The organism is Rahnella sp. AN3-3W3 (assembly GCF_003263545.1).
Classification (GTDB): Bacteria; Pseudomonadota; Gammaproteobacteria; order Enterobacterales; family Enterobacteriaceae; genus Rahnella; species Rahnella variigena.
The window spans coordinates 19448-45392 of sequence record NZ_JYDG01000001.1; the positions used below are offsets into that span (position 1 = coordinate 19448).

Annotated in this window: 19 protein-coding genes; 10 read left to right on the forward strand and 9 right to left on the reverse strand. The window is 55.0% G+C overall.

Annotated elements, in window-relative coordinates:
- Positions 1-33: 33 nt before the first annotated feature.
- The 3 genes from treY to UC15_RS00095 all read right to left on the reverse strand — a co-directional run bounded on the left by treY (position 34) and on the right by UC15_RS00095 (position 4689).
- The gene (gene treY / locus UC15_RS00085) at positions 34-2559 is read right to left on the reverse strand and encodes a malto-oligosyltrehalose synthase (RefSeq protein ID WP_112286545.1); all 2526 of its coding nucleotides are present in this window, start codon (positions 2557-2559) and stop codon (positions 34-36) included.
- Positions 2556-4343, reverse strand: coding sequence for a malto-oligosyltrehalose trehalohydrolase (treZ, locus tag UC15_RS00090; protein ID WP_112286546.1), 1788 nt, complete (start codon positions 4341-4343; stop codon positions 2556-2558). Before treZ ends, treY begins: the two co-directional genes overlap by 4 nt.
- Before the next feature lie 154 nt (positions 4344-4497).
- Entirely contained in the window at positions 4498-4689 is a 192-nt protein-coding gene (locus UC15_RS00095) for a hypothetical protein (protein WP_112286547.1), read from the reverse strand.
- A 304-nt stretch (positions 4690-4993) separates the two neighbouring features.
- Here UC15_RS00095 and UC15_RS00100 point away from each other — a divergent pair, with 304 nt between their 5' ends.
- Positions 4994-6100, forward strand: coding sequence for an ABC transporter substrate-binding protein (locus tag UC15_RS00100; protein ID WP_112286548.1), 1107 nt, complete (start codon positions 4994-4996; stop codon positions 6098-6100).
- A gap of 128 nt (positions 6101-6228) precedes the next feature.
- Here the strand turns inward: UC15_RS00100 and UC15_RS00105 are convergent, their stop codons facing one another.
- On the reverse strand, positions 6229-7014 hold the full coding sequence (locus UC15_RS00105) for a MipA/OmpV family protein (RefSeq protein ID WP_112286549.1): 786 nt from the start codon (positions 7012-7014) through the stop codon (positions 6229-6231).
- Positions 7015-7138: 124 nt separating this feature from the next.
- On the opposite strand from UC15_RS00105, the gene UC15_RS00110 reads away from it, so the two are divergent.
- The 6 genes from UC15_RS00110 to btsR all read left to right on the forward strand — a co-directional run bounded on the left by UC15_RS00110 (position 7139) and on the right by btsR (position 15813).
- Entirely contained in the window at positions 7139-7834 is a 696-nt protein-coding gene (locus UC15_RS00110; protein ID WP_112286550.1) for a response regulator, read from the forward strand.
- Positions 7831-9012, forward strand: coding sequence for a cell wall metabolism sensor histidine kinase WalK (locus UC15_RS00115; protein ID WP_112286551.1), 1182 nt, complete (start codon positions 7831-7833; stop codon positions 9010-9012). The genes UC15_RS00110 and UC15_RS00115 overlap by 4 nt, the downstream gene beginning before the upstream one ends.
- 95 nt (positions 9013-9107) lie before the next feature.
- The gene (locus UC15_RS00120; protein ID WP_112286552.1) at positions 9108-10250 is read left to right on the forward strand and encodes an efflux RND transporter periplasmic adaptor subunit; all 1143 of its coding nucleotides are present in this window, start codon (positions 9108-9110) and stop codon (positions 10248-10250) included.
- The gene (locus tag UC15_RS00125; RefSeq protein ID WP_112286553.1) at positions 10247-13312 is read left to right on the forward strand and encodes an efflux RND transporter permease subunit; all 3066 of its coding nucleotides are present in this window, start codon (positions 10247-10249) and stop codon (positions 13310-13312) included. The genes UC15_RS00120 and UC15_RS00125 overlap by 4 nt, the downstream gene beginning before the upstream one ends.
- A gap of 99 nt (positions 13313-13411) precedes the next feature.
- Positions 13412-15100: a sensor histidine kinase gene (locus UC15_RS00130; RefSeq protein ID WP_112286554.1), complete on the forward strand. Its 1689-nt coding sequence runs from the start codon at positions 13412-13414 to the stop codon at positions 15098-15100.
- On the forward strand, positions 15094-15813 hold the full coding sequence (gene btsR, locus UC15_RS00135; RefSeq protein ID WP_112286555.1) for a two-component system response regulator BtsR: 720 nt from the start codon (positions 15094-15096) through the stop codon (positions 15811-15813). The genes UC15_RS00130 and btsR overlap by 7 nt, the downstream gene beginning before the upstream one ends.
- A 30-nt stretch (positions 15814-15843) precedes the next feature.
- On the opposite strand, the gene yjiA is transcribed toward btsR, so the two are convergent.
- From yjiA to UC15_RS00150, 3 genes are all read right to left on the reverse strand, one after another.
- A complete protein-coding gene (gene yjiA, locus UC15_RS00140; protein ID WP_112286556.1) occupies positions 15844-16806 on the reverse strand; it encodes a GTPase in 963 nt (320 codons plus the stop codon).
- A 65-nt stretch (positions 16807-16871) separates the two neighbouring features.
- Entirely contained in the window at positions 16872-17075 is a 204-nt protein-coding gene (locus UC15_RS00145; protein ID WP_014341854.1) for a YbdD/YjiX family protein, read from the reverse strand.
- A gap of 59 nt (positions 17076-17134) precedes the next feature.
- Positions 17135-19288, reverse strand: a complete 2154-nt coding sequence (locus UC15_RS00150) for a carbon starvation CstA family protein (RefSeq protein WP_112286557.1) — start codon at positions 19286-19288, stop codon at positions 17135-17137.
- A gap of 378 nt (positions 19289-19666) precedes the next feature.
- Here UC15_RS00150 and UC15_RS00155 point away from each other — a divergent pair, with 378 nt between their 5' ends.
- Positions 19667-21103 (forward strand): glycoside hydrolase family 1 protein, encoded by a 1437-nt coding sequence (locus UC15_RS00155; protein WP_112286558.1) that lies wholly within the window; start codon positions 19667-19669, stop codon positions 21101-21103.
- A gap of 80 nt (positions 21104-21183) precedes the next feature.
- Here the strand turns inward: UC15_RS00155 and UC15_RS00160 are convergent, their stop codons facing one another.
- A complete protein-coding gene (locus tag UC15_RS00160) occupies positions 21184-22074 on the reverse strand; it encodes a LysR family transcriptional regulator (RefSeq protein WP_112286559.1) in 891 nt (296 codons plus the stop codon).
- Between the two features lie 314 nt (positions 22075-22388).
- On the opposite strand from UC15_RS00160, the gene UC15_RS00165 reads away from it, so the two are divergent.
- Both UC15_RS00165 and UC15_RS00170 read left to right on the forward strand, forming a co-directional pair.
- Positions 22389-23501, forward strand: a complete 1113-nt coding sequence (locus UC15_RS00165) for an MFS transporter (RefSeq protein ID WP_112286696.1) — start codon at positions 22389-22391, stop codon at positions 23499-23501.
- 68 nt (positions 23502-23569) lie between these two features.
- A complete protein-coding gene (locus tag UC15_RS00170; protein ID WP_112286560.1) occupies positions 23570-24598 on the forward strand; it encodes an alpha/beta hydrolase in 1029 nt (342 codons plus the stop codon).
- Between the two features lie 37 nt (positions 24599-24635).
- On the opposite strand, the gene umuC is transcribed toward UC15_RS00170, so the two are convergent.
- A complete protein-coding gene (umuC, locus tag UC15_RS00175) occupies positions 24636-25901 on the reverse strand; it encodes a translesion error-prone DNA polymerase V subunit UmuC (RefSeq protein WP_112286561.1) in 1266 nt (421 codons plus the stop codon).
- Between the last annotated feature and the right edge of the window lie 44 nt (positions 25902-25945).

A 25945-nucleotide genomic window follows, 5' to 3' on the forward strand; every position in this document is an offset into this window, starting at 1 on the left:
ATTGCAACACCTCTTCTTTCTTTTCACAACTCCTCAGCCAACTGAAACAGAACATAGCACCAGCGGCTGATCACGCGGCCAGGTACTGAGATCCAGCCGGTCGGTCACGTGGATTTCTCTGCCGCTGAGCAGGTCACGACAGGTGCGGTGAGCCAATGATTCTGGCAGCAGCACCTGCGTATCAACTCCCTCTGCGGGCTGATTAAAGCCAACTTTTTGCTCATTAAAAACCAGACGGGGCGCGGCGACAATCACCGCTTCGCCGTTTGCCTGCCGCGCAAAAGCGATGACGTTACCGGCGTGGTCGCCAGTGGTTTCCAGCGGGAGATAATCCCCTTGCAGAAACAGCGCGGTTTTTTGCTGACGATAACGGGCAAGAACGGCAACGATATGTTGTTTCAGCCGCCCGCTTGTCCACGCGGTTTCATCGTTCCACGCCGGTTTTTCTCCCTGAACCAGCAGGCGCTCCAGCTCACCGAAATCAGGCAGACGCCGGTTATCCGGATCCACCAGACTGAAATTGAGCACTTCGCTGCCCTGATAAATATCCGGGACACCCGGCGCGATCATTTTGATCATCGTCTGGGTCAGACTGTTCACCAGCCCGGCGCGGATAAAGGGACGGATGGCAGCGTAAAAATCATTCAGAAACAGACTGTTATCCGGAGAAAGAAGATGACGGGCATAGCCGAGTACGGCGTTTTCATAATCATCGTTGCTGTCACCCCAGCTGGTGCGCAGCTTGGCTTCACGCAGCGCCTTTTCTACGAATAGCTGGAATCTTTCATTGAGTTCACGCAAACCTTCCTCATCGGCCGGATGCAGTGTTGCCGGCCATGCACCGGCCAGCGCCTGATAAAGCATCCATGCGCCGGTCAGTTTCGGTGCGGGGCCATCTGGCAAAGTGATGACTTTCGACTGATTCATCTGATGCCAGCGGGTGACATTTTCGGCCCAAAGTTCCGGCGCTTCGGTGAGGGTAAACAGTCTGGCGCGGGCATCTTCGCCGCGTTTGGTATCGTGAGTTGACGTGGTGGAGAGTGCTGCCGGTTGTTCCCCGAGTCGACGGGCCATTTCCTGATGGAACCGGTCGAGGGAAAACCTGCGCAGCAGAGGCTCTGCGCCCACTTCGTTCAGGGCCAGATCCATGTGCTGACGGAAGAACAGCGTGTCCTCCACGGATTTCGCCATCAGCGGCCCCGTCAGTTGCTGGAAGCGGGTGCGGAACTGGTCAGCCTGACCGGATACGGACTCCGGTGTTTGCGCACAGAGAATACGAGCCAGAAATTCGAGAATATCCGCCGGTACGGCAAGCGATGAGGTGGTGATCTTCCCGATAATGTTATGCAGCAGGGCAGCGTCATCGGCAGGCAGTCCACGCGATGTGCCATAAGTGCGATACACCGGGAAGGCGATCAGCAGTTCACGCAGCGCTGCCCGCAGGGTGTTGGCATCCCAAGTGTGGTCTTCCGCTTCTGCAATATTCAGTGCCAGCTGGCACAGCGTAGTGAATTCCCCTTCGAAATTTTTCTCCACCATCATCAGTTTGGCGGCGCGCAATTCTTCGCGCATATCCACTGGCTTGCCGACCACGTTTTCATACAGATTGCGCAGTACAGCGATGTTTTCATCTTCAACCAGCACATCGGAAAGTGCGGCGATAAATTCATAACCGGTGGTGCCGGAAACCGGCCAGTCAGCGGGCAGACGTTCGCCTTTACCGAGGATTTTCTCCACCGTGATGTAGCAATCCGCACCGGCCTTTTCCCGCAGACGTTCAAGATAAGCTTTCGGATCGGCAAGACCGTCCACATGATCCACCCGTAACCCGTCCACTGCGCCGGAATGCACCAGTTCAAGGATCAACCGGTGCGTATCCTCGAATACCGCGTCATCTTCCACCCGCACCCCCGCCAGACCGGTAATTTCAAAAAATCGCCGGTAGGAAAGTTCACGCGGCGCATCGCGCCATGACATCAGCCGGTAGGGCTGGCGCTGATGTAACTCCGCCAGCGCGCCGTTATCCGGCGTGGTTGCGCTGGCGTCGTGCGTGTCTGGCGCAAGGGGATAGTACGTGTCGAAATAGGCGAGTGCAGGCTGGCCGGTTCGGGGATCCGGCTTCAGGGTGATTTCACCTTTTTCCAGCACCTCTTCAAAAGTATCGCCGAGAAAAGGCAGGGTCAGCCGCTGCGACCAGTCGATATCAAAATGCCGTGCATAACGGCTTTTTTCGCCGTGTTCAATCACGTCACGCCACCATGGGTTTTCCAGCGACGCGGCCATATGATTCGGCACGATATCGAGGATCAGTCCCAGACCAGCGGCTTTCAGCGCCTGCGACAAACGGTCAAATCCCGCACGTCCGCCAATTATCGGATCGATTTCGTTGGCGTCGGTAATGTCGTAGCCATGCGTCGAATCGGAAGTCGCAGTAAAAATCGGTGAAGCATATAAATGGCTGATCCCAAGCCGCTTTAAATAAGGAACCAGTGCCACTGCTTTATCAAAATCCATGCCATCGCGGAACTGAATACGGTAGGTCGCGGCGGGTATGTTCACATTGATTCTCCCCTGAAAAGACGGACGATAACGGAGCCGGGTTCTGACGCTTCTGTCGCTTCGGGCCAGGCAAACAGCGTTTCACCCGGCTGGTCCGGCAGCGGTTGTGTGGTTTCCCCGAGATTGAGGGTCAGAGACAGGATGCCTTTGGAGAATGTCCAGGTGACGGCGAGCACACCGTCCGCCGCCTGCACTATTTTGCCCACGTTACCCTGCGCCGGCGTGAGTAACGGCATGACATATTCACGACGCAGCTGAAGCAACGTGCGCGTCAGCGCCAGACTGCCCACGCCATCAGGGCTGGCGGATTTCTGCCAGTCCAGTTTAGAGCTTTCGAACGTCACTACGGCGTTAGGATCGGGCACGCTTTCCTTGCCATATCCGCTGTGACCTTCGAATTCTCTGGCGCGTCCTTCGCGAACCGCCTGCGCAAGCTCACCCTCGAAATCGGTGAAAAACAGGAACGGATGGGTTTCGCCATACTCTTCGCCCATAAATAAAAGCGGAATATGAGGTGAAAGCAGTAATGCGGCCAGCAGGGCGCGTGTTTTACGTTGACCTGCCAGCGTGATCAGACGGTCGCCCTGTGCGCGGTTGCCAATCTGATCGTGGTTTTGGATGAAATCGACAAAGGCGACCGGTGGCTGATCGCGGCTCTTTTCCCCGCGCGGCTTACCACTTTGCGGGGAGATTTCGCCCTGATACGCAAACCCTTCCGCGAATGCGCAGGCAGCCAGCCCGAGGGGGTCGGCGGCGAAATCCTGATAATAGGCGTGCGTTTCACCGGTACTGAGCACGTGGACCGCGTTATGCAAGTCATCATTCCATTCAGCGGTAAACAGCGGAACATCGCCTGCGGGCGTGCGCGGATGCAAAGAGGTAATATTGCGGCTGTCTTCGGTGGTCAGATGCACGTGGCGACCGGTGATTTCTGCGCGAATACGCCGGGCGATCTCAGGCAGAATATGCGGGTCTGAGGCGTCTTTCATCTGATCGACCGCGTCAAAACGCAGCCCGTCAAGGTGATACTCTTTCAGCCAGTAAAGCGGCGCTTCGGTAATGTACTGACGGGCACCTTCCTGATCATAAGCAATGCCCGCGCCCCAGGCGGTCTGGCGTTCAGAATCGAAAAACTGCGGCGCCAGCAAGGGCAGATAATTGCCCTCAGGGCCGAAATGGTTGAGCACAATATCGAGCACCACCGAGATGCCGTGACCGTGCGCCGCATCGACAAAAGCTTTGAAATCATCCGGTGTGCCGTAAGCAGAATGCGGCGCATAGAGCAACACGCCGTCATATCCCCAGCCACGATCACCGCCAAACTGCGCCAGTGGCAACACTTCAATCATGGTAATGCCGGTTTCAGCCAGATAAGGCAATTTCTCCATCGCCGCTGCGAACGTGCCCTGTGGGGTAAATGTGCCGACATGAAGCTCGTAAATCACCGACTCTTCCCACGGACGTCCTTTCCAGTCAGCGTTCTGCCACTGATAGCTTTCTGAAGACGTGACCAGCGAAGGGCCGTTGACGCCTGCCTGCTGGGCACGGGAAGCGGGATCAGGCACCGCCATGCCATCGGCCAGAATAAACTGGTATGCCTCACCGGCAGAAACACCGGTTGCCACCTGCTCAAACCAGCCGTCTTTAGCAGCGGACATTTCTGTGTCCTTGCCGGAAAGGCGCAAGGTTAATTTTGCCTGACCCGGTGCCCAGACCCGAAAGTGGACCGTACCGGCGGCAATAAAATTAGCCCCCCAGCTGGTGGTGAATGCGTTGAAATGCATCGCGTTACCTCGCATAAAAATGGGCGATCAAAAGGTCAGTTAGCCAACGAATAATAATGATAGTCGAGGATGACGCGGATGGGAGGCTGCCAGGCATCAGGCCCCGGTTAAGGCCGGGGCGTTAAGGGTAAGTGTGATGAAAGCGGTGCTGGCATCAGGACGATGAGGTGAAAAACACGATGGAAATAATGAAAGAAACGACGGTTCCGATGAGCAACATACATTTGCTCGGCGTGAAGAACTTCTTGTTCTGATTGGCTTTATAAGCCTTGAGTAATAACCACAGCATCACGATGCCAATGATAATAAATATTACGCCACCTGATATACTCGCGACTGGAGCCATATAAGTATCCTTCTCGTCGGTAAAATTTAATTATAGCTCAGCATCAGAGAAGCGTTTTTGAAGCGAATATTAACGTTCATCGGCAATACTGGCATCAGACGATATGACATGCCCGGCCTGCCGCAGCGTCCGGTTCAGACTGTACTGAAGTCGCCGAACAAATGTATAATATCCTGCCGCGATAATGACATAGCGGAACTACCTTTTTGCAGTGACTTAAGTGAAATAAAGCGTTTAATAAATGGGTTTTTATAAAATGGCGTTCAGCCTCAGATAATAATCACACAATACCTAAGGGAATTAAATGAAGTTTCTTCTAACTCTGCTTTTCATGCTGTCAGTGGTGATTACCGGACAGGCCAGTGCGGCAACAACCACACTGACCGATGTACTGGGAAATAAAATAACCTTAAATACCCCGGTAAAAAGAGCGGTATTAGGTTTCTATTTTGAAGACTTTATGGCGGTTGGCGGGGAACAGGCGTTTGACCATATTGTCGGTATCTCCCGCGAAGCCTGGCATGGCAAAGTTCCGGCGAACTGGGATATGTATATTAAACATCGTCCCTCCATTGCCGACATCCCGGATATCGGCGAAATCGATCTGCATAACGTGTCACTGGAAAAAGTGATCAGCCTGAAACCGGATGTGGTCATTTTAGCCAGCTGGCAGTATGCCGCCCTGAAATATGAAGTCACGCAACTTCAGAGTCTGAACATCCCGGTTGTGGTGCTCGACTACAATGACCAGACGGTGGAAAATCATGTGAAATCCACGGAAATCATTGGGATATTAACCGGTCAGACTGAGCGCGCGCATGAGCTTGCTCAGCTTTATAAAAATAACATCACGCTGATTGAAGACCGGATCAAACAGGCAAATCTGCCGAAGCCAAAAGTCTACATTGAGTTTGGCAATAAAGGTCCGGCGGAGTATTCGTTTACCTATGGCGAAAATATGTGGGGCGTGATGCTGCGTCTCGCGGGTGGTGAAAATATCGCGGCGCCGTTTGTTAAGCAGTGGGGCGAAATTAACCCTGAGCAGTTGCTGGTCGCTAAACCGGATGTCATTTTTATTTCCGGCAGGGAAAATAATAAGGTCGATACCGCATTAGAAATGGGTATTGGCGTCAATGAAGCCACGGCGAGAAAAAAACTGAACGGGTTCGCGCATCGTGACGGCTGGAGTTCATTACCGGCCATTCAGAATGACAGACTCTTCGGCGTTTATCAGGGCGCATCACGTACGCTGGTAGATTTCACTATGGTGCAGTTTATTGCCAAATCTCTTTATCCGGATTTATTTAAGGATATTGATCCGGTGAAAAACTATCACGATTATTACACGAAATATCTGCCTGTTGTGCCGGTGGGAACCTTTGCGTTATCGGCCAGTGCTGAGCAGCAATAATTGTTTCTGATAACCGATCGTTGCTGTTAATCCATCGCCGCGATACGTTGCGGCGATGAGTCAGTCATCTCGTGGGGTGCCGCCCTGTCGCCGCGTACATTCAGTGACCGCGAATTAAAAGGGATGAATTAAAAGGTATAAAGCACTGCCAGATTAAAGGTCGTCCCGCCGCGTTTTTCCACTATCGGGCTGTCAGCGGCTTTATCGTCCAGCCAGGTGTAATCCGCACTGACCAGACCGCTCCAGTTCGGGGTTAACTGATGGCTCCAGGTCAGGCTGCTGTCCACGCCATAGAATCCTCCGGCGGCCTGATAAGCCCCAAAATGACTGCGACTGCTTTGCTCGCGGCTTACACCATAAAAGGTATTCATGTAGCGCCGGTCGCCAAAGAGCGCCGTCGACTGGAGTGCGATGGTGTCCGTATCATTCTGAAGCGGGAGTAACGTTACGGAAGTCTGATAATGCACGCCTTGCCCGTCGGTCAGCGGCAGGGTCGCTTTGCCTTCAAAAGACAGCCACGGTGTTGCGGACCAGCCCACGGCAAGGGCCGTGTTGGCGGTCGCATCAATGTGCCCCATACCTTTGAGTTTTGCCGAGCCATCCCGCCACGTGGAATTTTTGTCCGTGCGTCCGAGGCTGTATCCCAGCGTATGTTCCAGATACAGGCCGTTATCCGTCTGCAAGTCATAGCCTATGCCTTTGAGCGAGTCGAAGAAAAACGCCCCGTCCCGCGCCTGAATAACCGGCGCAACCAGCCAGTTACGCTCACCGGAACCACTGTAACGCGGCGCGTTCTGCGCGCCCATTCCCACCGTGAAGGTGGTCGCTGGCGGAGTATCCTCAGCCAGTGTTTTAAGCACTGTCGCGGACAGGGCGAAACAGGTAATGTGCAGTATTAGTTTTCTGGATATCATGTAATTCCTCATCACCCAAACGTATGGTTCGTAGCGGATTGCAGCCGCGCCTGAAACCGAAGTATGAAGAGGCAGTGTCAACAAACTGTCGGGGATTTATGAAGAAACCGTCAAGGCGACAAACATGCAAACAACACGAGTCCTGATCATTGAAGACGATGCCGATGCGGCAGACGTTCTCGATGCCTATTTACAACGTGAAGGGTATGAGGTGCAGATTGCGGGCGACGGGGTTTCCGGGCTCGACAAAGCATTGCGCTGGAAGCCCGATCTGGTGCTGCTGGATGTGATGCTGCCGGGCATGAGCGGCACCGACGTGCTGGCGACGCTGCGGCGGGAAACCCGTACGCCGGTGATTATGGTGACGGCGATGGGCGATATGCCGGACAAAATTGGCGCGCTGCGGGAAGGTGCCGATGACTACGTGGTTAAACCTTATAACCCCGGCGAAGTGGTGGCGCGGGTACACGCCGTGCTCCGGCGCACTGCGTCCGGCCAAAAGGATACAGCAACGCTGCGCTGGCAGTCGCTTGAGGTGGATGTTGATGCGCTTACCGCCGCCGTCAGCGCCCCGGCGGGTGAAAACCGCTATCTGGATTTAACCCCGACCGAATTCAGCATTCTGAGCACGCTGATGCGCGCCCCGACGCGGCCATTTTCGCGCCAGTATTTGCTTGAGCAATGCCTGCCGGAAAGTGAGGCGCTGGAAAGGGTAGTCGATACGCATGTCTATAACTTGCGTAAAAAGCTTGAATCAGCGGGCATCCTGAATGTGTTAGTCAACGTCCGCGGCGTGGGCTACAGGTTCAGACAGCCATGATACGTTTACACTATCAGTCTTTATGGCGCTGGATCTGCGTGCGCATTCTGACGCTCGCCATCGGCAGCGTGGTTGTGATTGCGCTGTGTATGTGGCTGCGGTTTGTGATCGAAAACCTGTGGGTTTTGCATCATATGTCTCCTGCGATGCGGCAGGAGTTTGAGGTATTGCGCAAAAACCCTGAACTCAATCTTACGCGTTTCCATGAGATTGTGGATCTGGGCTGGGGAGCGCGTTACTCGGATCCTTCTATCGCGTCAGCTGACTGGATCATGGTCGCCATTCTGGTGCTGGTGGTCATTCCGTTTATCGCGATTTTGGGATTAAAAGCCGCACGGCCTCTTTCCTCACAGTTCAGCCGTCTGGCGCAGGTGGCCCGTGCGGTAACCAAAGGGGATTTCAATACTCAGGCTGAACCGGTGAAAAACGCGCCCGCAGAACTGGTGCAGTTCACCGATGATTTTAACGCCATGATGCTCCAACTCTCGCGCTATGAGCGTGAACTTCGGGCGTCGCATGTCGCGATGGCGCATGAGCTGCGTTCACCCCTGACGGCGGCGGTTGGGCGGTTGCAGGGGATGCTCGACGGCGTATTTCCGCCGGAGCCACGCCAGTTGCAGATGGTAATGAAACAGCTTCTGCACCTGAACCGTCTGATTGACGAACTGCATCTGCTTTCTCTGGCGGATGCCGGTCAGCTGAATCTGAGCAAAACGCCGCTGGATCTCACTGAACTGTTGCGCGAACGGGTTGCGTGGCTGAAACCGCAGTCTGCGGAGGCCGGTTTTGACATCCTCCTCACAACTGAGACTCCTTGCCGTTATGTTGGCGACCCGTTCCGTCTCGGGCAGGTATTTACCATTCTGATGGAAAATGCGCTGCGTTACGCGCTGGAAGGGCGGCGTCTCGACATCACGGTCAGGCCGGAAACCGGCGGTTATGAGATAGCATTTCGGGACATGGGTCCGGCAGTCGATGACCATTTCCTGCCCGTTATGTTCGAGCGTTTCAGCCGGGCAGAATCTTCCCGCGCCCGACATTCCGGTGGCAGCGGCCTTGGTTTATCCATTGCCCGCGCGATTTGTGAAGCCCACGGCGGGCGGATCAGTGCTGCGAAAAATGCGGGGGGCGGTCTGACCGTGACCGTCAGTTTACCTGTGCCGGAAAACGGACAATAAAAAAGACCGCGTCTTGACGGTTCCTTGATGAAATATCACGGGAATCTGGACAGTCAGTGGATTGAATAGCGATATCTCAATTCAGGACGACTGTTATGACCGTGACTTTGACTGATTATGTGCGCCACGCGGTGCGTCATCTGCACCCCTGTATTTGCCTGGCACCTCTCATCCCCGCAGCCTGTCTGCTGGTTCTGACCGTGATACTGACGGGCTGCGGGGATAAATCCCGTAAGCCCGCAGCCCCCGCACGCCCCGTCCGCGTGGTGATCGCCCCTTTACCCTCGGCATCCGCTACTGTGCCCCTGACCGGCGAAATCCGCGCTCAGGAAGAGGTGATGCTGGGGTTCCGGCTGGACGGTCGGGTGCTGAGCCGCGCGGTCGATGTCGGCGACCCCGTGGTGGCAGGGCAGGTGCTGGCATCGCAGGAAAGTGACACCAGCCGTAATCAGCTTAACAGTGCGCAGGCCGATCTGGACAGCGCGCGGGCGGCAGAGCAGGTGGCGGCGCAGAATCTCAGGCGTATGCAGCTGCTGATGCCGGGTGGCGCTATCGCCCGCACTCAGCTCGACAGCGCGCAGTCTGACTGGCAGGCCGCCCGTTCGCGACGTCTGAGCAGTGAAGATTCACTGAAAACCGCGCGGGAAAACCTTTCCTGGGCACAGCTTACGGCGCCAGCGGAGGGCGTGATCACGCAGGTCAGTGTGGCGGCGGGACAGGTTGTCAGCGCCGGACAAACCGTGATGACACTTGCGTCGGGCCGCGGACGTGACGCGGTTTTCGACGTTGCCAGTCCGCAGTCCCTTTCTCAGCAAACCGGCGGCACTTTCAATGTCTCGCTGCTTTCTGACCCGTCGGTTGTGACGACGGGACATTTACGCGACATCAGCCCGCAGGCCGATCCGCAAACCCGCACGTGGCGCGTTCGCCTGACGCTCGATAATCCGCCGCCCGCGATGGCGCTGGGCGCCAGTGTTCAGCTTTCACTTGTGCATGCCGGTAAGCCGGTGATCGCGTTACCCGCTTCTGCGCTGACCCGCGCCGGTGGCAATCCGGCCCTTTTTATCGTCAATACCCAAACACAGACGCTGCATCTGCGCCCCGTTGTTTTAGAGGGTTACAGCGCTTCAGACATCTTTATCTCTTCTGGTCTGAGCCCCGGTGAAAAGGTGGTGATCGCCGGAGTGAGTCAGTTGCGTGAAGGCGAGAAAGTGATGCCCGGTGAGAGTGCCGGATGAATCAGCGCCCCTCCTTACGTACCTTTAATCTTTCTGCCTGGGCGCTGGATCATCAGTCCCTGATGGCCTTTTTCATGCTGCTGTTAATGACCGCAGGGGTCATCAGTTATGAGCATTTACCGCGTAATGAGGATCCGGCATTCACTATCAAAACTGCCGTGGTGACCGCCCGCTGGCCGGGGGCTGACGTGGCGGATTCGGTCAGCCTGATGACGGATCTGCTGGAGAAAAAATTACAGGAAACGCCCTATCTGGATTACGTCCAGAGTGAAACCCGCGCCGGGCAGTCGGTTATTTTTGTTAATTTGCGCGATGACACACCGCCTGCCGCCGTGGCGGGGATCTGGTATCAGGTGCGTAAAAAGATGCAGGACATTGCCCCGTCGTTACCCGCAGGTGTGCAAACCAGCGTGAACGATGAGTTCGATGATACGTTTGGCACGATTTATGGTTTTACCGCCGAGGGCTATACGCCGCGTGAACTGCGCGACCGGGTAGACGACATCAGCCGCAGTCTGATGTCTTTGCCGGACATGGGTAAAACCAGTCTGCTGGGTGTGCAGGAGCAGAATATCGTGATTGCGTTTTCGCCCGCACAACTGGCGGGAATGGGGCTGGATTTACAGCAAATTACCGATGCCCTGAAAGCGCAAAACGCCGTCGAACCGGCGGGTGTTTTGCGCAGCGACCGTGACAATATCGCCTTGCGGGTGAGCGGTGCGCTGACGACGGAGCAGAGTCTGCGCGCCGTGACGCTGCATATCGCCGGGCGCTACATTCCGCTGACGGACGTCGCGACCATCAGCCGTCAGGATGCCGAACCGCCGTCACCGGTCTTTCGTGTCAACGGTAAACCGGCTATCGGGCTGGCTATTTCCATGGCGGCCAACGGCAATATGCTTTCCTTCGGCAAGGCGCTGAATGCGCGGATGGACGACATCAGTGCCAGACTGCCGCACGGCATTGAAATGAGTAAAGTCGCCGATCAGCCGGCAGTCGTTTCGCAAGCCGTCAGCGGCTTTATCCGGGTACTGATCGAAGCGGTAGTGATTGTTCTGGCCGTCTCTTTTGTTTCGCTCGGCACCCGCGCCGGGCTGGTCGTTGCTGCCGCCATTCCGGTTGTGCTGGCGATGACATTTACCGGTATGTCGCTGGCGGGAATTGGCTTACAGCGGATTTCACTGGGGGCGCTGATTATCGCGCTGGGGTTGCTGGTCGATGATGCCATGATCACCGTCGAGGCAATGGTATCGCGTATTGAGGCAGGAGAGTCGAAATGGCGTGCGGCGACGTATGCTTTTGAAACCACTGCGTTCCCGATGCTGACCGGCACGCTGGTGATGATCGCTGGGTTTATTCCTGTAGGTTTCGCCGCCTCCAGCGCCGGTGAATATTGCTACTCGTTGTTTGCGGTGGTGTGTATCGCGCTGCTGTGTTCCTGGCTGGTTGCGATTCTTTTTTCTCCGCTGATGGGTTTGTGGATCTTGCCTGAAAAACAGGCTTCACAGGGGGGAAAACGCAGCCGGATGATGGGGTTCTATCAGCGCCTGCTGAATCAGGTACTGGCGCACCGCGGAATGACAATCGGTGTTGCCTGTCTGCTGCTGGGGCTGGCGGTGTATGCAACGACGTTTATGCAGGGCGAGTTTTTTCCGGCATCTGATCGCCCGGAACTGCTGGTAAGTCTGAGTTTGCCAGCTAACGCGTCGCAAGCGGAAACCGCCCGGCAAACCGCGCGGCTGGAGCAGGCGCTGCAGGGCAATCCTTACGTCGATCACTTTTCCAGCTACGTCGGATCCGGCGCGGTGCGGTTTTATCTGCCGATGGATGTGTTACTGAATGACGAGACCACCGCGCAACTGGTGGTGGTCGCGAAAAGTCTGGATGACAGAGATAAGCTGAGTGCGCAGTTGGACGCGCTCCTGGCCCGTAATTTCAGCGATATTATTACCCGCGTTTCGCCGCTGGAACTGGGGCCGCCGGTGGGCTGGCCGGTAAAGTATCGGGTCAGCGGCCCCGCTTATGACAACGTCAGACAGATCGCGCAGCATCTCGCCCGCGTACTGGGAAGCAGTCCGCTGACCCGCGAAGTGAATCTGACCGCCGGAGAACCGGAGCGGCTCATCACGTTGCAGGTGAATCAGACTGCGGCGCGGGCGGCGGGCGTCTCATCAGAAAGTCTGGCGGCATTGCTTAATACCGTATGGTCAGGCAGCGTCGTTACCACGGTCAGGGATAAAAACCGGCTGACCGATGTGGTTCTGCGTGCTAACGATCGTGAGCGGCTGGAGGTGGGCACGCTGTCGGGGCTGATGATCACCAGCGCAACGGGACAAAAAATACCGCTGAGTCAGGTTGCCACGCCGGTCTGGGGAATTGACGATCCGGTGGTCTGGCGGCGTCAGCGCCTGCCGTTTATCACCGTACAGACGGATTTAGCCGCGGGGCTGCGTGCAGAAGCAGTTTCACAGCAGCTTGCCCCTTTGGTTTCCAGCCTTCGTGCTTCGCTGCCTGCCGGATATCAGATTGAGGAGGGCGGAGCGGTGGCGGAATCAGATAAAGGCAACAGTTCGGTGTTTGCGGTGTTACCGGTCACCTTACTGATTATGATGACGTTGCTGATGATTCAGTTGCAGCGTTTTTCCCGCCTGTTGCTGGCGTTATTGATGGCGCCTTTTGGCCTGCCCGGCATTGTGCTGGCGATGCTGCCGACGGGTACTCCGATGGGATTTGTGGCTCTGCTGGGCATTATTGCTTTAGCTGGAATGATCATCCGTAACGCGGTGATCCTCATCAGTGAGGCCGATAACAATGTTCTGGCCGGTATGCGTGGCGATGAGGCCATAAAAGCCGCCGCCGTTCACCGGTCCCGCCCGATCCTGCTGACCGCCTGTGCGGCAATACTGGGGATGGTGCCGATTGCTGAGCAGGTTTTCTGGGGACCGATGGCGTACGCCATCATCGGCGGATTGCTGGTCGCCACTTTCGTGACGCTAACCGTATTACCGGCTGCCCTGAGTCTGGTGATGCAACGCGAGAAAATCCCGGTAGAGAAAATGTAATCCGTCAACCACCGCTTTCCCGTTCTTCGGGCTGCTTCAAGGTAAATTTTAACGCAACACGATATATTGCCCGCTTGTTGGATTTTGGACACTTTGGGAATGTACGAATTTAATCTGGTGTTGCTGCTGTTACAGCAGATGTGCGTGTTTTTGGTGATCGCCTGGCTGATGAGTAAAACGCGGTTATTTATTCCGCTGGTTCAGGTCACGGTGCGCCTGCCGCACAAGCTGTTGTGCTATATCACGTTTTCGATTTTTTGCATTATGGGTACCTATTTCGGGCTGCATATTGAGGATTCTATTGCCAATACCCGTGCGATCGGCGCGGTGATGGGCGGATTACTTGGCGGGCCGGTGGTCGGCGGATTAGTCGGCCTGACCGGCGGCATCCACCGTTATTCAATGGGAGGCATGACGGCGCTGAGCTGCATGATCTCCACCATCGCCGAGGGATTATTAGGCGGCCTGATCCACAGCGTTTTAATCAAACGCGGACGCATCGATAAGCTATTTAATCCGCTGGTGGCCGCCGGCGTGACCTTTGTCGCCGAAATTGTGCAAATGCTGATCATCCTGCTGATTGCCCGTCCGTTTACCGATGCACTCCATCTGGTCAGCAGTATTGCCGCGCCGATGATGGTGACCAATACGCTCGGTGCCGCCATGTTTATGCGTATTCTGCTGGATAAGCGGGCGATGTTCGAAAAATACACCTCGGCGTTTTCGGCAACAGCGCTGAAAGTCGCGGCCTCGACGGAAGGTATTTTGCGGCGCGGATTTAACGAAGAGAACAGCATGAAAGTGGCGCAGGTGCTGCTGAAAGAGCTGGATATTGGCGCCGTGGCGATAACCGATCGCGAGCGATTGCTGGCCTTTACCGGCATCGGCGACGACCATCATCTGGTCGGCAAACCTATTGCTTCTGACTATACCTGGCGCGCCATCGAGAACGACGAAGTGGTGTACGCCGATGGCAACGAGATGCCTTACCGCTGTTCGCTGCATCCCAGCTGCAAACTGGGCTCGACGCTGGTGATACCGCTGCGCGGCGAGAATCAGCGGGTGATCGGCACCATCAAATTGTACGAAGTGCGAAACCGGCTGTTCAGTTCCATCAACCGTACATTGGGCGAAGGCATTGCCCAGCTGCTGTCGGCGCAGATCCTTGCCGGTAAATTCGAACAACAAAAAGCGCTGCTGGCGCAGTCTGAAATTAAGCTGCTGCACGCGCAGGTGAATCCGCACTTCCTGTTTAACGCCCTCAATACGCTGATGGCGGTGATCCGCCACGACAGCGATAAAGCCGGGCAACTGGTGCAGTATCTCTCAACGTTCTTTCGCAAAAATCTCAAACGCTCTTCCGAGATTGTCACGCTGGCGGATGAGCTGGAGCATGTGAATGCCTATCTGCAAATCGAGCTGGCACGTTTTTCGTCGCGTCTGAACGTGGATTTACAGGTGCCGGATGCATTGTCTTTTCAGCATCTTCCGGCATTTACTCTGCAACCGCTGGTGGAAAACGCCATAAAACACGGCACATCCCAGTTGCTGAGCAATGGCAATATCATCATTCGTGCTTACAGTGAGGGGCAGACAGTGATCGTCGAAGTGGAAGATAACGCCGGTTTGTATCAGCCGGAAGAAAGCGGTGACGGCCTAGGCATGAGTCTGGTGGACAAGCGCCTGCGGGCGCGTTTTGGCGATGATTTCGGCATTACCGTCAATTGCAAACCGGATGATTTCACCCGTATCACGTTACGTCTGCCTGCGGAGGGCGCGCCATGTTAAGAGTGCTGATTGTCGATGATGAGCCGCTGGCGCTGGAGAATCTGCGCTTACAGCTTCAGGATGAAAGCGATATTGAAATTGTCGGTGAGTGTACCAATGCCATTGAAGCGATTGGCGTGATCCACAAAATCCGCCCTGACGTGGTGTTTCTGGACATTCAGATGCCGCGCATCAGCGGGCTGGAAATGGTCGGTATGCTCGATGAGCAGCACCGCCCGCACATCGTTTTTCTTACCGCCTTTGAGGAATATGCGGTGCAGGCGTTTGAACAGTGCGCGTTTGATTATCTGCTTAAACCGATCCAGACGCCGCGTTTACAAAAAACGCTGGCGCGGTTGCGGCTGGGTTTTCAGGAGCAGGATGTCTCGCAGTTATCGCAATACCAGCAGCCGCTGAAGTTTATCCCATGTCTGAGCAGCAACCGGATCTGGTTGTTGCAGCTGGAAGACGTGGCATTCGTCAGCAGCCGCATCGGCGGGGTATACGTCACCGGACAGGATGGCAAAGAGACATTTACGGAACTGACCTTACGCACGCTGGAAGTCCGTACGCCGTTGTTACGTTGTCACCGGCAGTATCTGGTGAATATGGATTATCTGAAGGAAATCCGCCTGGAAGATAAAAATCAGGCGGAGCTGTTACTGCGTGATGGTCAGGTCGTGCCGGTCAGCCGTCGCTATCTCAAATCGCTGAAAGAGACGGTGGGGCTGTAAACCCCGCCGGTTTTCTTTTGGTCAGATCAATCAAGCCGGTCGCAGCCGGGCAAAAGCGTCGCGGATTTCGGTTTCAGGCAATTGTATGCCGATAAACACTAATGCACTGCGCGGGGTTTCATCCGGCTGCCACGGGCGATCCCAGTCGGCGCTGTACAGGCGCTGAACGCCCTGAAACAGCAGGCGGCACGGCTGATCAGCTATCCACAACATCCCTTTGTACCGCATCAGATTGTCGGCAAAGCTGGCCAGCAGTTCTTCCATCACCGCGGAAATGGCGGTCAGCGCCACCGGATAATCCAGCTCCACTACAATGGAGGAAACGGTGTTTTGCTGTGGCGCGACGCGATGGAACAGCGGTTTTGTGGCTATCACGTTTTCTTCGAGCATAAATCCGCGGGTATCAAACAACAGTGCCGGATCGATATCGCCCTGAACCATTTTATATACCGGCGCACGGGCATTAATACGTTGCAGCCGTTCTGTCAGTTCCGGGCATTCACCGGATACATCCGTTTTGGTCAGCAGGATGCGGTCGGCATAACCAATCTGCGACTGCGCCAGCGGGAACTGATCCAGCTGCGACATGGCATGCACGGCATCCACCAGCGTGATAACGCCGTCTAAGACATAACGTTCACATATGACTTCATGGGCGAAAAACGCCTGCAGGATCGGGCCGGGATCGGCCATACCGGTGCATTCAATCATCAGCCGGTCAAACTGCACTTCGCCTTTGTCCACGCTGTCGAGCAAATCCAGCAGCGCCGCTTCCAGCTCGCCCGAACGGGTGCAACAGATGCAGCCGTTGGATAAGGTGGTGATGCGCGTGGCGCGGTCGCCAATCAGCTGGTTGTCGATGGGCATTTCGCCAAATTCATTCTCGATCACCGCAATTTTTATCTCCTGCTGCGTATGCAGAATCTGGCGTAAAAGCGTGGTTTTTCCGGCACCTAAAAAACCGGTTAATACTGTGACTGCAATCGGTGTCATGTTCGCTTTCCTCTTAACTACGGTGCTCTTTTTAACTTCAGCTACTTCTCAACTACAGCGCCCTCTTAACAACAGCGCATTCCGCCTTTCCCGTCCCCGCCATAACGTGCCTGCTGGCGCTCGCGGAAAAACTCTTCATAGGTCATCGGCGTGGTATCCGGGTGGTTGGTCTGCATATGCAGAACGTAAGTGTCGTAATCCGGTATGCCCACCAGCATACGCGCGGCCTGACCGAGGTATTTCTTCGCCGCACCTAAGTTGTCAAACATACGTACTCCTCTGAATTTTGTGGAAAAGCCCCGCGTGTGCGGGGCTTTCAGGTAAACGGTTAGTGCCCGGAGGAGATTTTTATCCCTTCCGCAGGAACCGGCACATAAGGCGTTTCCTTATCGGTACGCTTATCGGTTTTACGTGCCTCAAGGCAGGCGCGGATACCGTAGAAAATGATGCTGTACACCACAATCAGGAACAGGATACTCAGCCCGGCGTTGGTGTAGTTGTTGATCACAATATGATGCATATTGCTGATTTGTTCCGGTGTCAGGTTCTCGCCGCCAGCAGCAATGCGTTCTTTATACTGACCGGCCATGTAGAAGAAGCCTTCCATCTGCGCATTGGTGCTGAACAGTTTCAGACCCAGCGCCCAGGTGGTACAAATCAGTAACCAGATAGCAGGCACCATGGTGACCCAGATGTACTTGGTGCGTTTCATTTTCACCAGTACCACGGTGGCGAGGATCAGCGCGACGGCAGCCAGCATCTGGTTCGAAATCCCGAACAGCGGCCACAGACTTTTCACGCCGCCCAGCGGATCGACCACGCCCTGATACAGCAGGTAACCCCACAGTCCGACGCAGCCTGCGGTGCCGATAATCCCGGCGACCAGCGAGTCAGTTTTTTTCAGGAACGGCACAAAGTTACCCAGCAGATCCTGCAACATAAAGCGGCCTGAACGCGTACCCGCATCCAGTGCGGTCAGGATAAACAGCGCTTCAAACAGAATGCCGAAGTGATACCAGAAGCCCATATCCGCCAGTGGCATGATCTTATGGAACACGTGCGCAATACCTACGGCAAGCGTAGGTGCGCCACCCGCACGGTTCAGCACTGACGGCTCACCGATGTCTTTCGCCGTTTGCATAATCTGCTCAGGCGAGATCACAAATCCCCATGAACTGACGGTTGCTGCCGCGTGCGCTGTAACATCTTTCAGCTGCGCCAGAATCATCGGTGCATTATCGCCGCCCAGTTCGTGCAGGTTTGGCATGGTGATGCCAAGCCCGGCTGGCGGGGTATTCATGGCGAAATACAGACCCGGTTCAATGATGGAGGCCGCGACCAGCGCCATCACCGCCACGAAGGATTCCATCAGCATCGCGCCGTAACCGATAAACCGTGCATCGGTTTCGCAGGCCAGCAACTTAGGCGTGGTGCCGGAGGCAATCAGCGCATGGAAACCGGACACTGCACCGCAGGCAATGGTGATAAACAGGAACGGGAACAACGCGCCTTTCCACAACGGACCTGTACCGTCGATGTACTGGGTCAGCGCAGGCATTTTCAGTTCCGGATTGAGGATCACGATACCGATCGCCAGCCCGACGATAACGCCGATTTTCAGGAAGGTTGCCAGATAGTCACGCGGCGCAAGAATAAGCCACACCGGCAGCAGGGCGGAGACGAACGCATAACCAATCAGCGTGAAGGTGATGGTGGTGTCTTTGAACGTCAGCGCCGGACCCCAGAACGGGTCGCTGGCGATAACGCCGCCGAAATAGATTGACGCGACCAGCAGGACAACGCCAATGACCGAGATTTCACCCACGCGTCCCGGCCGGATAAAGCGCATGTAGATGCCCATAAACAGTGCAATCGGCACCGTAGAACACACCGTAAACACGCCCCACGGACTTTCCGCCAGTGCTTTCACCACGATTAATGCCAGCACCGCCAGAATAATAATCATGATCAGGAAGCAACCGAACAGCGCAATAGTGCCCGGCACCGGCCCCATTTCTTCTTTGATCATCTCACCCAGAGACGCGCCGTTACGGCGTGAAGAGATGAACAGCACCATGAAGTCCTGCACCGCACCGGCCAGAACCACACCGGCCAGCAACCACAGCACGCCCGGCAGATAACCCATTTGCGCGGCGAGCACCGGACCGACTAACGGACCGGCACCGGCGATGGCGGCAAAGTGGTGACCGAACAGCACGTTGCGGTTGGTCGGCACATAGTTCAGGCCGTCGTTGTTGATCACCGCAGGCGTGGAACGGGAAGGATCCAGCTTCATGACCTTTTGCGCGATATACAGACTGTAATAGCGATAGGCCACCAGATAGACCGACACCGAGGCGACGACTATCCATAATGCGCTGATGTGTTCACCCCGCCGCAGGGCGACGACGCCCAGACAGCAGGCACCGAGGAGGGCAACAAGCATCCACGGTAAGTGTTTGAAGAAGGCTTTTTTGTTCATAAATAACCCGGTTATTTAAAAAAACTCACGAAATGCCCGTCTCTGTTTTCTTTATTAAGCACTGCTTTCAGAGAGGCTGGGCCTGTTTATTGCGTATTTTTCTTGCGCACTTTTATTGCCCGTATAGGGTGCCAAAATCGCTGTTGCACAGGCGGGAAAGTTGGTCAGCGGTCACAGAGAGAGATAAGCGGTTGTCAGGCGGGATGAGCGGTTAAGGGAGCGATTAAGGACGTGAAATCTGTGAGTCAGGTCACGTAGAAATCCTGTCAAAAGGTCAGGACAGCAGGGTAACTTTTGTGGCACCGTCGTGTTTTGACAGGTAAATTATTCATTTGCTAAATGATCCGAGGGATCAATCAACACATTCAGGGAGTTTTTATGAAAGGTAAGTTTCCGCAAGGTTTTATGTGGGGCGGGGCAACGGCGGCCAATCAGGTGGAAGGGGCATACGATCAGGATGGCAAAGGGCTGTCCATCGTCGATGCCATTCCGGGCGGCAAAGACCGTCTGAAGATCGTTTCCTCACCGGAATTTGATTTTACCCTTGATCCCGTAAACCATACGTATCCGAATCATAAAGGCATCGATCACTATCATCGTTTTCAGGAAGATATCGCGCTGTTCGCGGAAATGGGATTCAAATGTTACCGTTTTTCTATTGCCTGGACACGCATCTACCCTAACGGCGTTGAGCAGGAGCCTGAGGAAGCCGGGCTGAAGCATTACGATCAGGTGATTGACGCCTGTATCGCGCACGGCATCGAACCGGTGATCACCATTTCACACTACGAGATGCCGCTGCATCTGGCGACCGCGTTTGGCGGCTGGAAAAACCGCGAACTGATTGGTCACTTCGAGCGTTTTGCCCGCACGGTGCTGACCCGCTACGGGCATAAAGTGAAGTACTGGATGACCTTCAACGAGATCAACAGCGCGGCACATTTCCCGATCATGAGTCAGGGGCTGACGGTGAAAACCGGCGCGCTTGAGGCGCAGGCGAAGTTCCAGGCGTGGCATAACCAGTTTGTCGCCAGCAGTCTGGCAGTCAAAATTGCCCACGAAACCAACGCGCAAATCCAGATCGGTTGCATGATCTTGTTTGCCACCAATTACGCTTATGACTGTAATCCGGTCAATCAGCTGGAAACCCTGAAAGAGACTCAGGCGTTTAATTTCTACTGCGCCGACGTGCAGGCGGGCGGTAAATATCCGTATTACGCCAAAAGCCTGTGGCAATCGCAGGGCGTCGAACTGGATATTCAGCCGGGTGATGTAGAGCTGATTAAAGAACATACGGTGGATTACATTGGTTTCAGCTACTACATGTCTTCGACCATCAACAAAACCAATCCTGACGCGGTCACAGCACAAGGTAACCTGCTCGGCGGCGCGCGTAATCCGTTCCTCGAAGCCAGTGACTGGGGCTGGGAAATCGACCCGGTCGGTCTGCGGATTGCCCTTAATCAGCTGTACGATCGCTATGAAAAACCGTTGTTCATTGTTGAGAACGGACTGGGCGCTGTCGATAAGCCGGATGAAAACCACTACATTGCCGATGATTACCGTATCAACTATCTGCGTCAGCATATTGAAGCCATGGCGGAAGCGATTGAAGACGGCGTGGAACTGATGGGCTACACCCCTTGGGGTTGTATCGATCTGGTGAGTATGTCCACCGGTGAGATGAGCAAGCGTTACGGTCTGATTTATGTCGACCTCGACGATAAGATCTCCGGCACCGGTAACCGTTACCGCAAGAAATCGTTCCACTGGTATCAGAAAGTGATCGGAACGAACGGGGAAGATATCAGCTGATATTCTCCCGTCAGGCCTGAAACAGTCCGGGTGATGCCCGGACTGTTCTTAATGTCTGTTCATTGACGGGCGATTATGAATTAACGCTCGATTTTCAGCGCTTCCATTACGAGTGAAAATGCCGGCGAATGTTGTTTCCTGCTGGGATAATAGAGGTAATAACCCGGGAACGGCAGGCAGTAGGGTTCCAGAAAGCGTATCAGACGTCCTTCCTCAATATGGGGAGCAAACTCCTCCTCGGGTAAAAACGCCACACCGAGCCCGGCTAAGGCTGCGTCGACCATGTGGGCCGACGTGTTAAACGTCAGTTGCCCGTCAACACGCACGTTGACAGGTCCCTCATCGTTATCGAACTCCCAGATATACAGCCCGCCCGATGTTGCCATCCGCATATTCATGCAGCTATGTTGCAGCAAATCTTGCGGTGTCAGGGGCATGGGGTGTGAGCGCAAATACTCAGGCGAGGCCACCGCGGCCATGCGCAGCTGAGGGGTTAGCGGCATGGCAATCATATCTTTATCGATGGTGTCACCAAGCCGCACACCCGCGTCAAACCTGTCGGCGACAATGTTTCGAAAACCGTGGTTGGCATCGAACTCCAGTTTTATCTCGGGATATTCGCGCAGCAATGCGGATAATTTCGGTAACAGAATGGTTTTGAGAACGTGCGGGCCGCAGGTGATACGCACCGTTCCCGCTGGCTTGTCACGCATCTCTGTCAGCATATCCAGTTCCGCTTCAATCTCATCAAAACGGGTGCCGATAGCCTGTAATAAACGTTCGCCTGCTGCCGTCGGCGACACATTGCGCGTGGTCCGCGTCAGCAGCCGGATATCCATGCGATTTTCAAGCGCGGTGATGGTCTGGCTGAGTGCGGGTTGTGTCACCCCCAGCTGCGCTGCGGCGCGTGTGAAACTGCCTTCGCGGGCCACAGTCACAAACGCAATGAGATCATTGAAATTACGTTTCATTGCACCTTCTTCACTTTCGATTTATAAGCAGAGCTTATAGCCCCATTAAGTATTTATTAGCTGGTAAGACTATACCCGTCGTGTAGAATTTTTCGCAAGCCGGAATACGAAAGAATCGGGATAAAAACCCCTTAGTCTGATTCGATTAACCACATGAAATTACTGTTTTTATTCTCACGAATAAGACGCGGCACCGGCTTGCCAAAAATTCATCCTGCAGAAAGAAAAAAGGATCACAAGTGACGACAGCAGCAGAGAAAGATTTTGTGAACCAGACTCCGGCCGCGCACTGGAACGGGGTCTGGGCGATAACGATGTGCGTGTTTGCGCTGGTGGCATCCGAGTTTATGCCGGTGAGCTTGCTGTCACCGGTTGCCCGCGATTTGGGCGTCAGCGAAGGGCTGGCCGGACAGGGGATTGCCATCTCCGGTGGACTGGCGGTGATAACCAGTCTGACGATCTCCCGGCTGGCCGGTAACGTCAACCGCAAGGCGCTGCTTTTAGGGCTGACAATTCTGATGGCATTTTCCGGCGGACTGATTGCTTTAGCGCCCGGCTATACGACTTACATGATCGGGCGAGCCCTGATCGGCGTAGCCATTGGCGGATTCTGGTCCATGTCGGCCGCTGTGGCTATGCGCCTGGTTCCGCAGGATCAGGTTCCCCGCGCACTGGCTATTTTCAACGGCGGTAATGCGCTGGCAACTGTGGTCGCCGCACCGCTGGGCAGTTATCTGGGGGGCGTCATTGGCTGGCGCGGTGCCTTTTTGTGTCTCGTGCCTGTGGCGCTTATCGCCTTTGTCTGGCAGTGGATCAGCCTGCCGTCTATGGCGCCGGAAAGCAGGAAAAATTCTGCAGGGAACGTCTTTCGTTTATTCAAAAATCCTTTAGTGCTGGCGGGTATGGCTGCGTGCGGGATTTTCTTTATGGGGCAGTTTGCCCTGTTTACCTATGTCCGGCCGTTTCTGGAAACCGTCACACGGGTCAGTGCAGAGATGCTGTCCCTCATTTTGCTGGCGATTGGCGTCGCGGGTTTTGTCGGGACATTACTGATCGGCACGTTTCTGAAAAAGCGTTTCTATCTCACGCTCATGGTGATCCCGCTGCTGATGGCCGTCATCGCCGTCATGCTGATGGTTCTTGGCCATTCGTCCGGGATCGTGATCATTCTGCTGGCGTTATGGGGGCTGGTGGCAACGGCGGCACCGGTCGGCTGGTGGTCCTGGGTGGCAAGCACTTTCCCTGATAATGCCGAAGCCGGGGGCGGGCTGATGGTCGCTGTGGTGCAACTGTCGATTGCGCTCGGCTCGACCTTAGGGGGCGTCGCCTTTGATCATATCGGCTGGCAAAGCACGTTTATTGTCAGCGCCGCATTGCTGGTACTGGCGTCCGGCCTGACGTTTATCACTTCACGCAATGACCATTGATCACACGAGAATTTTTAACCGGACGAACTGATGTCCATTCACCGCAATACCTGATTAAGGATAATTCCATGAGAGTGTTAACGATGTTGTTAGGGCTGTTTGTCAGCTCATTTGCTGCAACAGCCGCCGATATGTCCAACGGCGCAGATAACTTTTATAAAAGCGATAAAGTGACTCAGCAAAAGGTGACGTTTAAAAACCAGTATCAGATGAATGTGACCGGCAATCTTTTCATGCCAAAAGGCATGAATGAAAGCGCGAAAAATCCGGCCATTGTCATTGGTCATCCGATGGGAGCGGTGAAAGAACAGAGTTCCAATCTGTATGCGCAAAAGCTTGCCGAGCAGGGATTTGTGACGCTGGCGATAGACATCTCTTTCTGGGGCGAAAGCGAAGGTAAACCGCGCAATGCTGTCGCGCCGGATATCTATGCAGAGGATTTCAGCGCTGCTGTGGATTACCTCGGCACGCGCCCATACATCGACAGAAACCGCATCGGGGTACTGGGGATTTGCGGCAGCGGCAGTTTCGTTATCAGTGCGGCAAAAATTGATCCGCGTATGAAAGCGATTGCGACGGTCAGCATGTATGACATGGGGTCGGCAAATCGACACGCGCTCAATAATTCGTTAACCCTTGCGCAGCGTAAACAGATCATTGCCGAGGCGGCAGAGCAACGTTACAGCGAATTCACCGGTGGCGAAACGAAATACACCAGCGGCACGCCGCATAAAATTGACGAGAACTCTCCCCCTGTTGCCAAAGAGTTCTACGACTTTTATCGCACTCCGCGCGGCGAGTTTACGCCAAAAGGTTCATCACCGGCGCTGACCACGCACCCGACGCTGACCAGCAATGTGAAATTCATGAACTTCTATCCGTTCAACGACATTGAGACCATTTCACCGCGTCCGATGCTGTTTATCACCGGCGATCAGGCGCATTCAAAAGAATTCAGTGAAGATGCCTATAAACGTGCAGGCCAGTCGAAAGAGTTGTACATCGTTCCGGGTGCCGGTCACGTTGATCTTTACGACCGTACCGATCTGATCCCTTTTGCGAAACTGACCGCGTTCTTTAAAGAAAATCTGAAGTAACCCCGCGGATTCTCAACAGTCCGGGCCTTTGCCCGGACTACACTTTTGCCCGCACCAGCTCATTGAACCGCGTCGTGTACGCCGGTGACAGCATTTCGCGTTTCATCGCCCAGCCGCGCTGGATCCCCTGACCGGCAAACCAGACTTTGCCGACCCCGTCCTTGTGGATCTTGTCCAGCGTAGCCATCAGCTGATCGCTGTTTTTCTTGGGCTGATATTCATCAAACAGATTGAGCTGGGCGACGCCCTGACTGAAAAAGTCGCCCAGCATCACACCGCCTTTCTGATAGCGATATCCGGGTTTCCAGATCTGATCGAGACAACGCACGGCGGCGGCAAGAATATCGCGGCTGTCGTGTGTCGGCGTCATCAGTTTGATGCCGGCATGATTGCCGTAATAGGGGACTTTCGGATCGTGCGGACTGGTTTTTACAAACGCTGACACGTAGCGGCAATACTGATGTTCTCCGCGCAGTTTTTCCGCCGCGCGTACCGCGTAATTGCAGATGGCTTCGCGCATATCCTGATAATCCGTAATGCGTTCGCCGAAAGAACGCGAACAGATAATCTGCTGCTTGGTCGGCACCGATTCTTCAAGCGCCAGACAGGATTCGCCGCGCAGTTCGCGCACGGTACGCTCCAGCACCACACTGAAATGTTTGCGGATCAGCGCCGAAGGGCAGTCGGCAAGTTGCAACGCCGTGGTGATCCCCAGCATATTGAGCTTTTTACTGATGCGCCGCCCCACGCCCCAGACTTCTTCCACCGGCACCAGAGCCATCAGTTTCCGCTGACGCACGGTCTGCGATAAATCCAGCACGCCACCGGTGCCTTTCCAGGTTTTTGCCGCAAAGTTAGCCAGTTTGGCCAGCGTTTTGGTGGGGGCAATCCCCACGCCCACGGCCAGATGCGTCTCCTTCCAGAGGGTCTTCTGCACCTGTTTACCAAAATCATGCAGCGAGATGCAGTTTCCGATATTAGTGATATCCAGAAAGGCCTCATCGATGGAGTAGATATCCACCGCAGGCGCCAGCCGTTCGAGCGTTTCCATCACGCGGTTCGACATGTCGGCATACAGCGCGTAGTTGGATGAAAACACTGCCACGTTGTGCTGGCGGATCGCGTCACGCGCCTTGAAAAAGGGCGCGCCCATAGGGATTTGCGCCTTTTTGGCCAGCGCATTGCGGGCAATCACACAGCCGTCATTGTTGGACAACACAATCACCGGCCGCCCGCGAAGGTCTGGCCTGAACACGGTTTCGCAGCTCGCGTAAAAGGAGTTCACATCAACGAGGGCAAACATGGTTTGGTTGTCGCTTATAAGGTTTCATTCTTCATACCTATAAA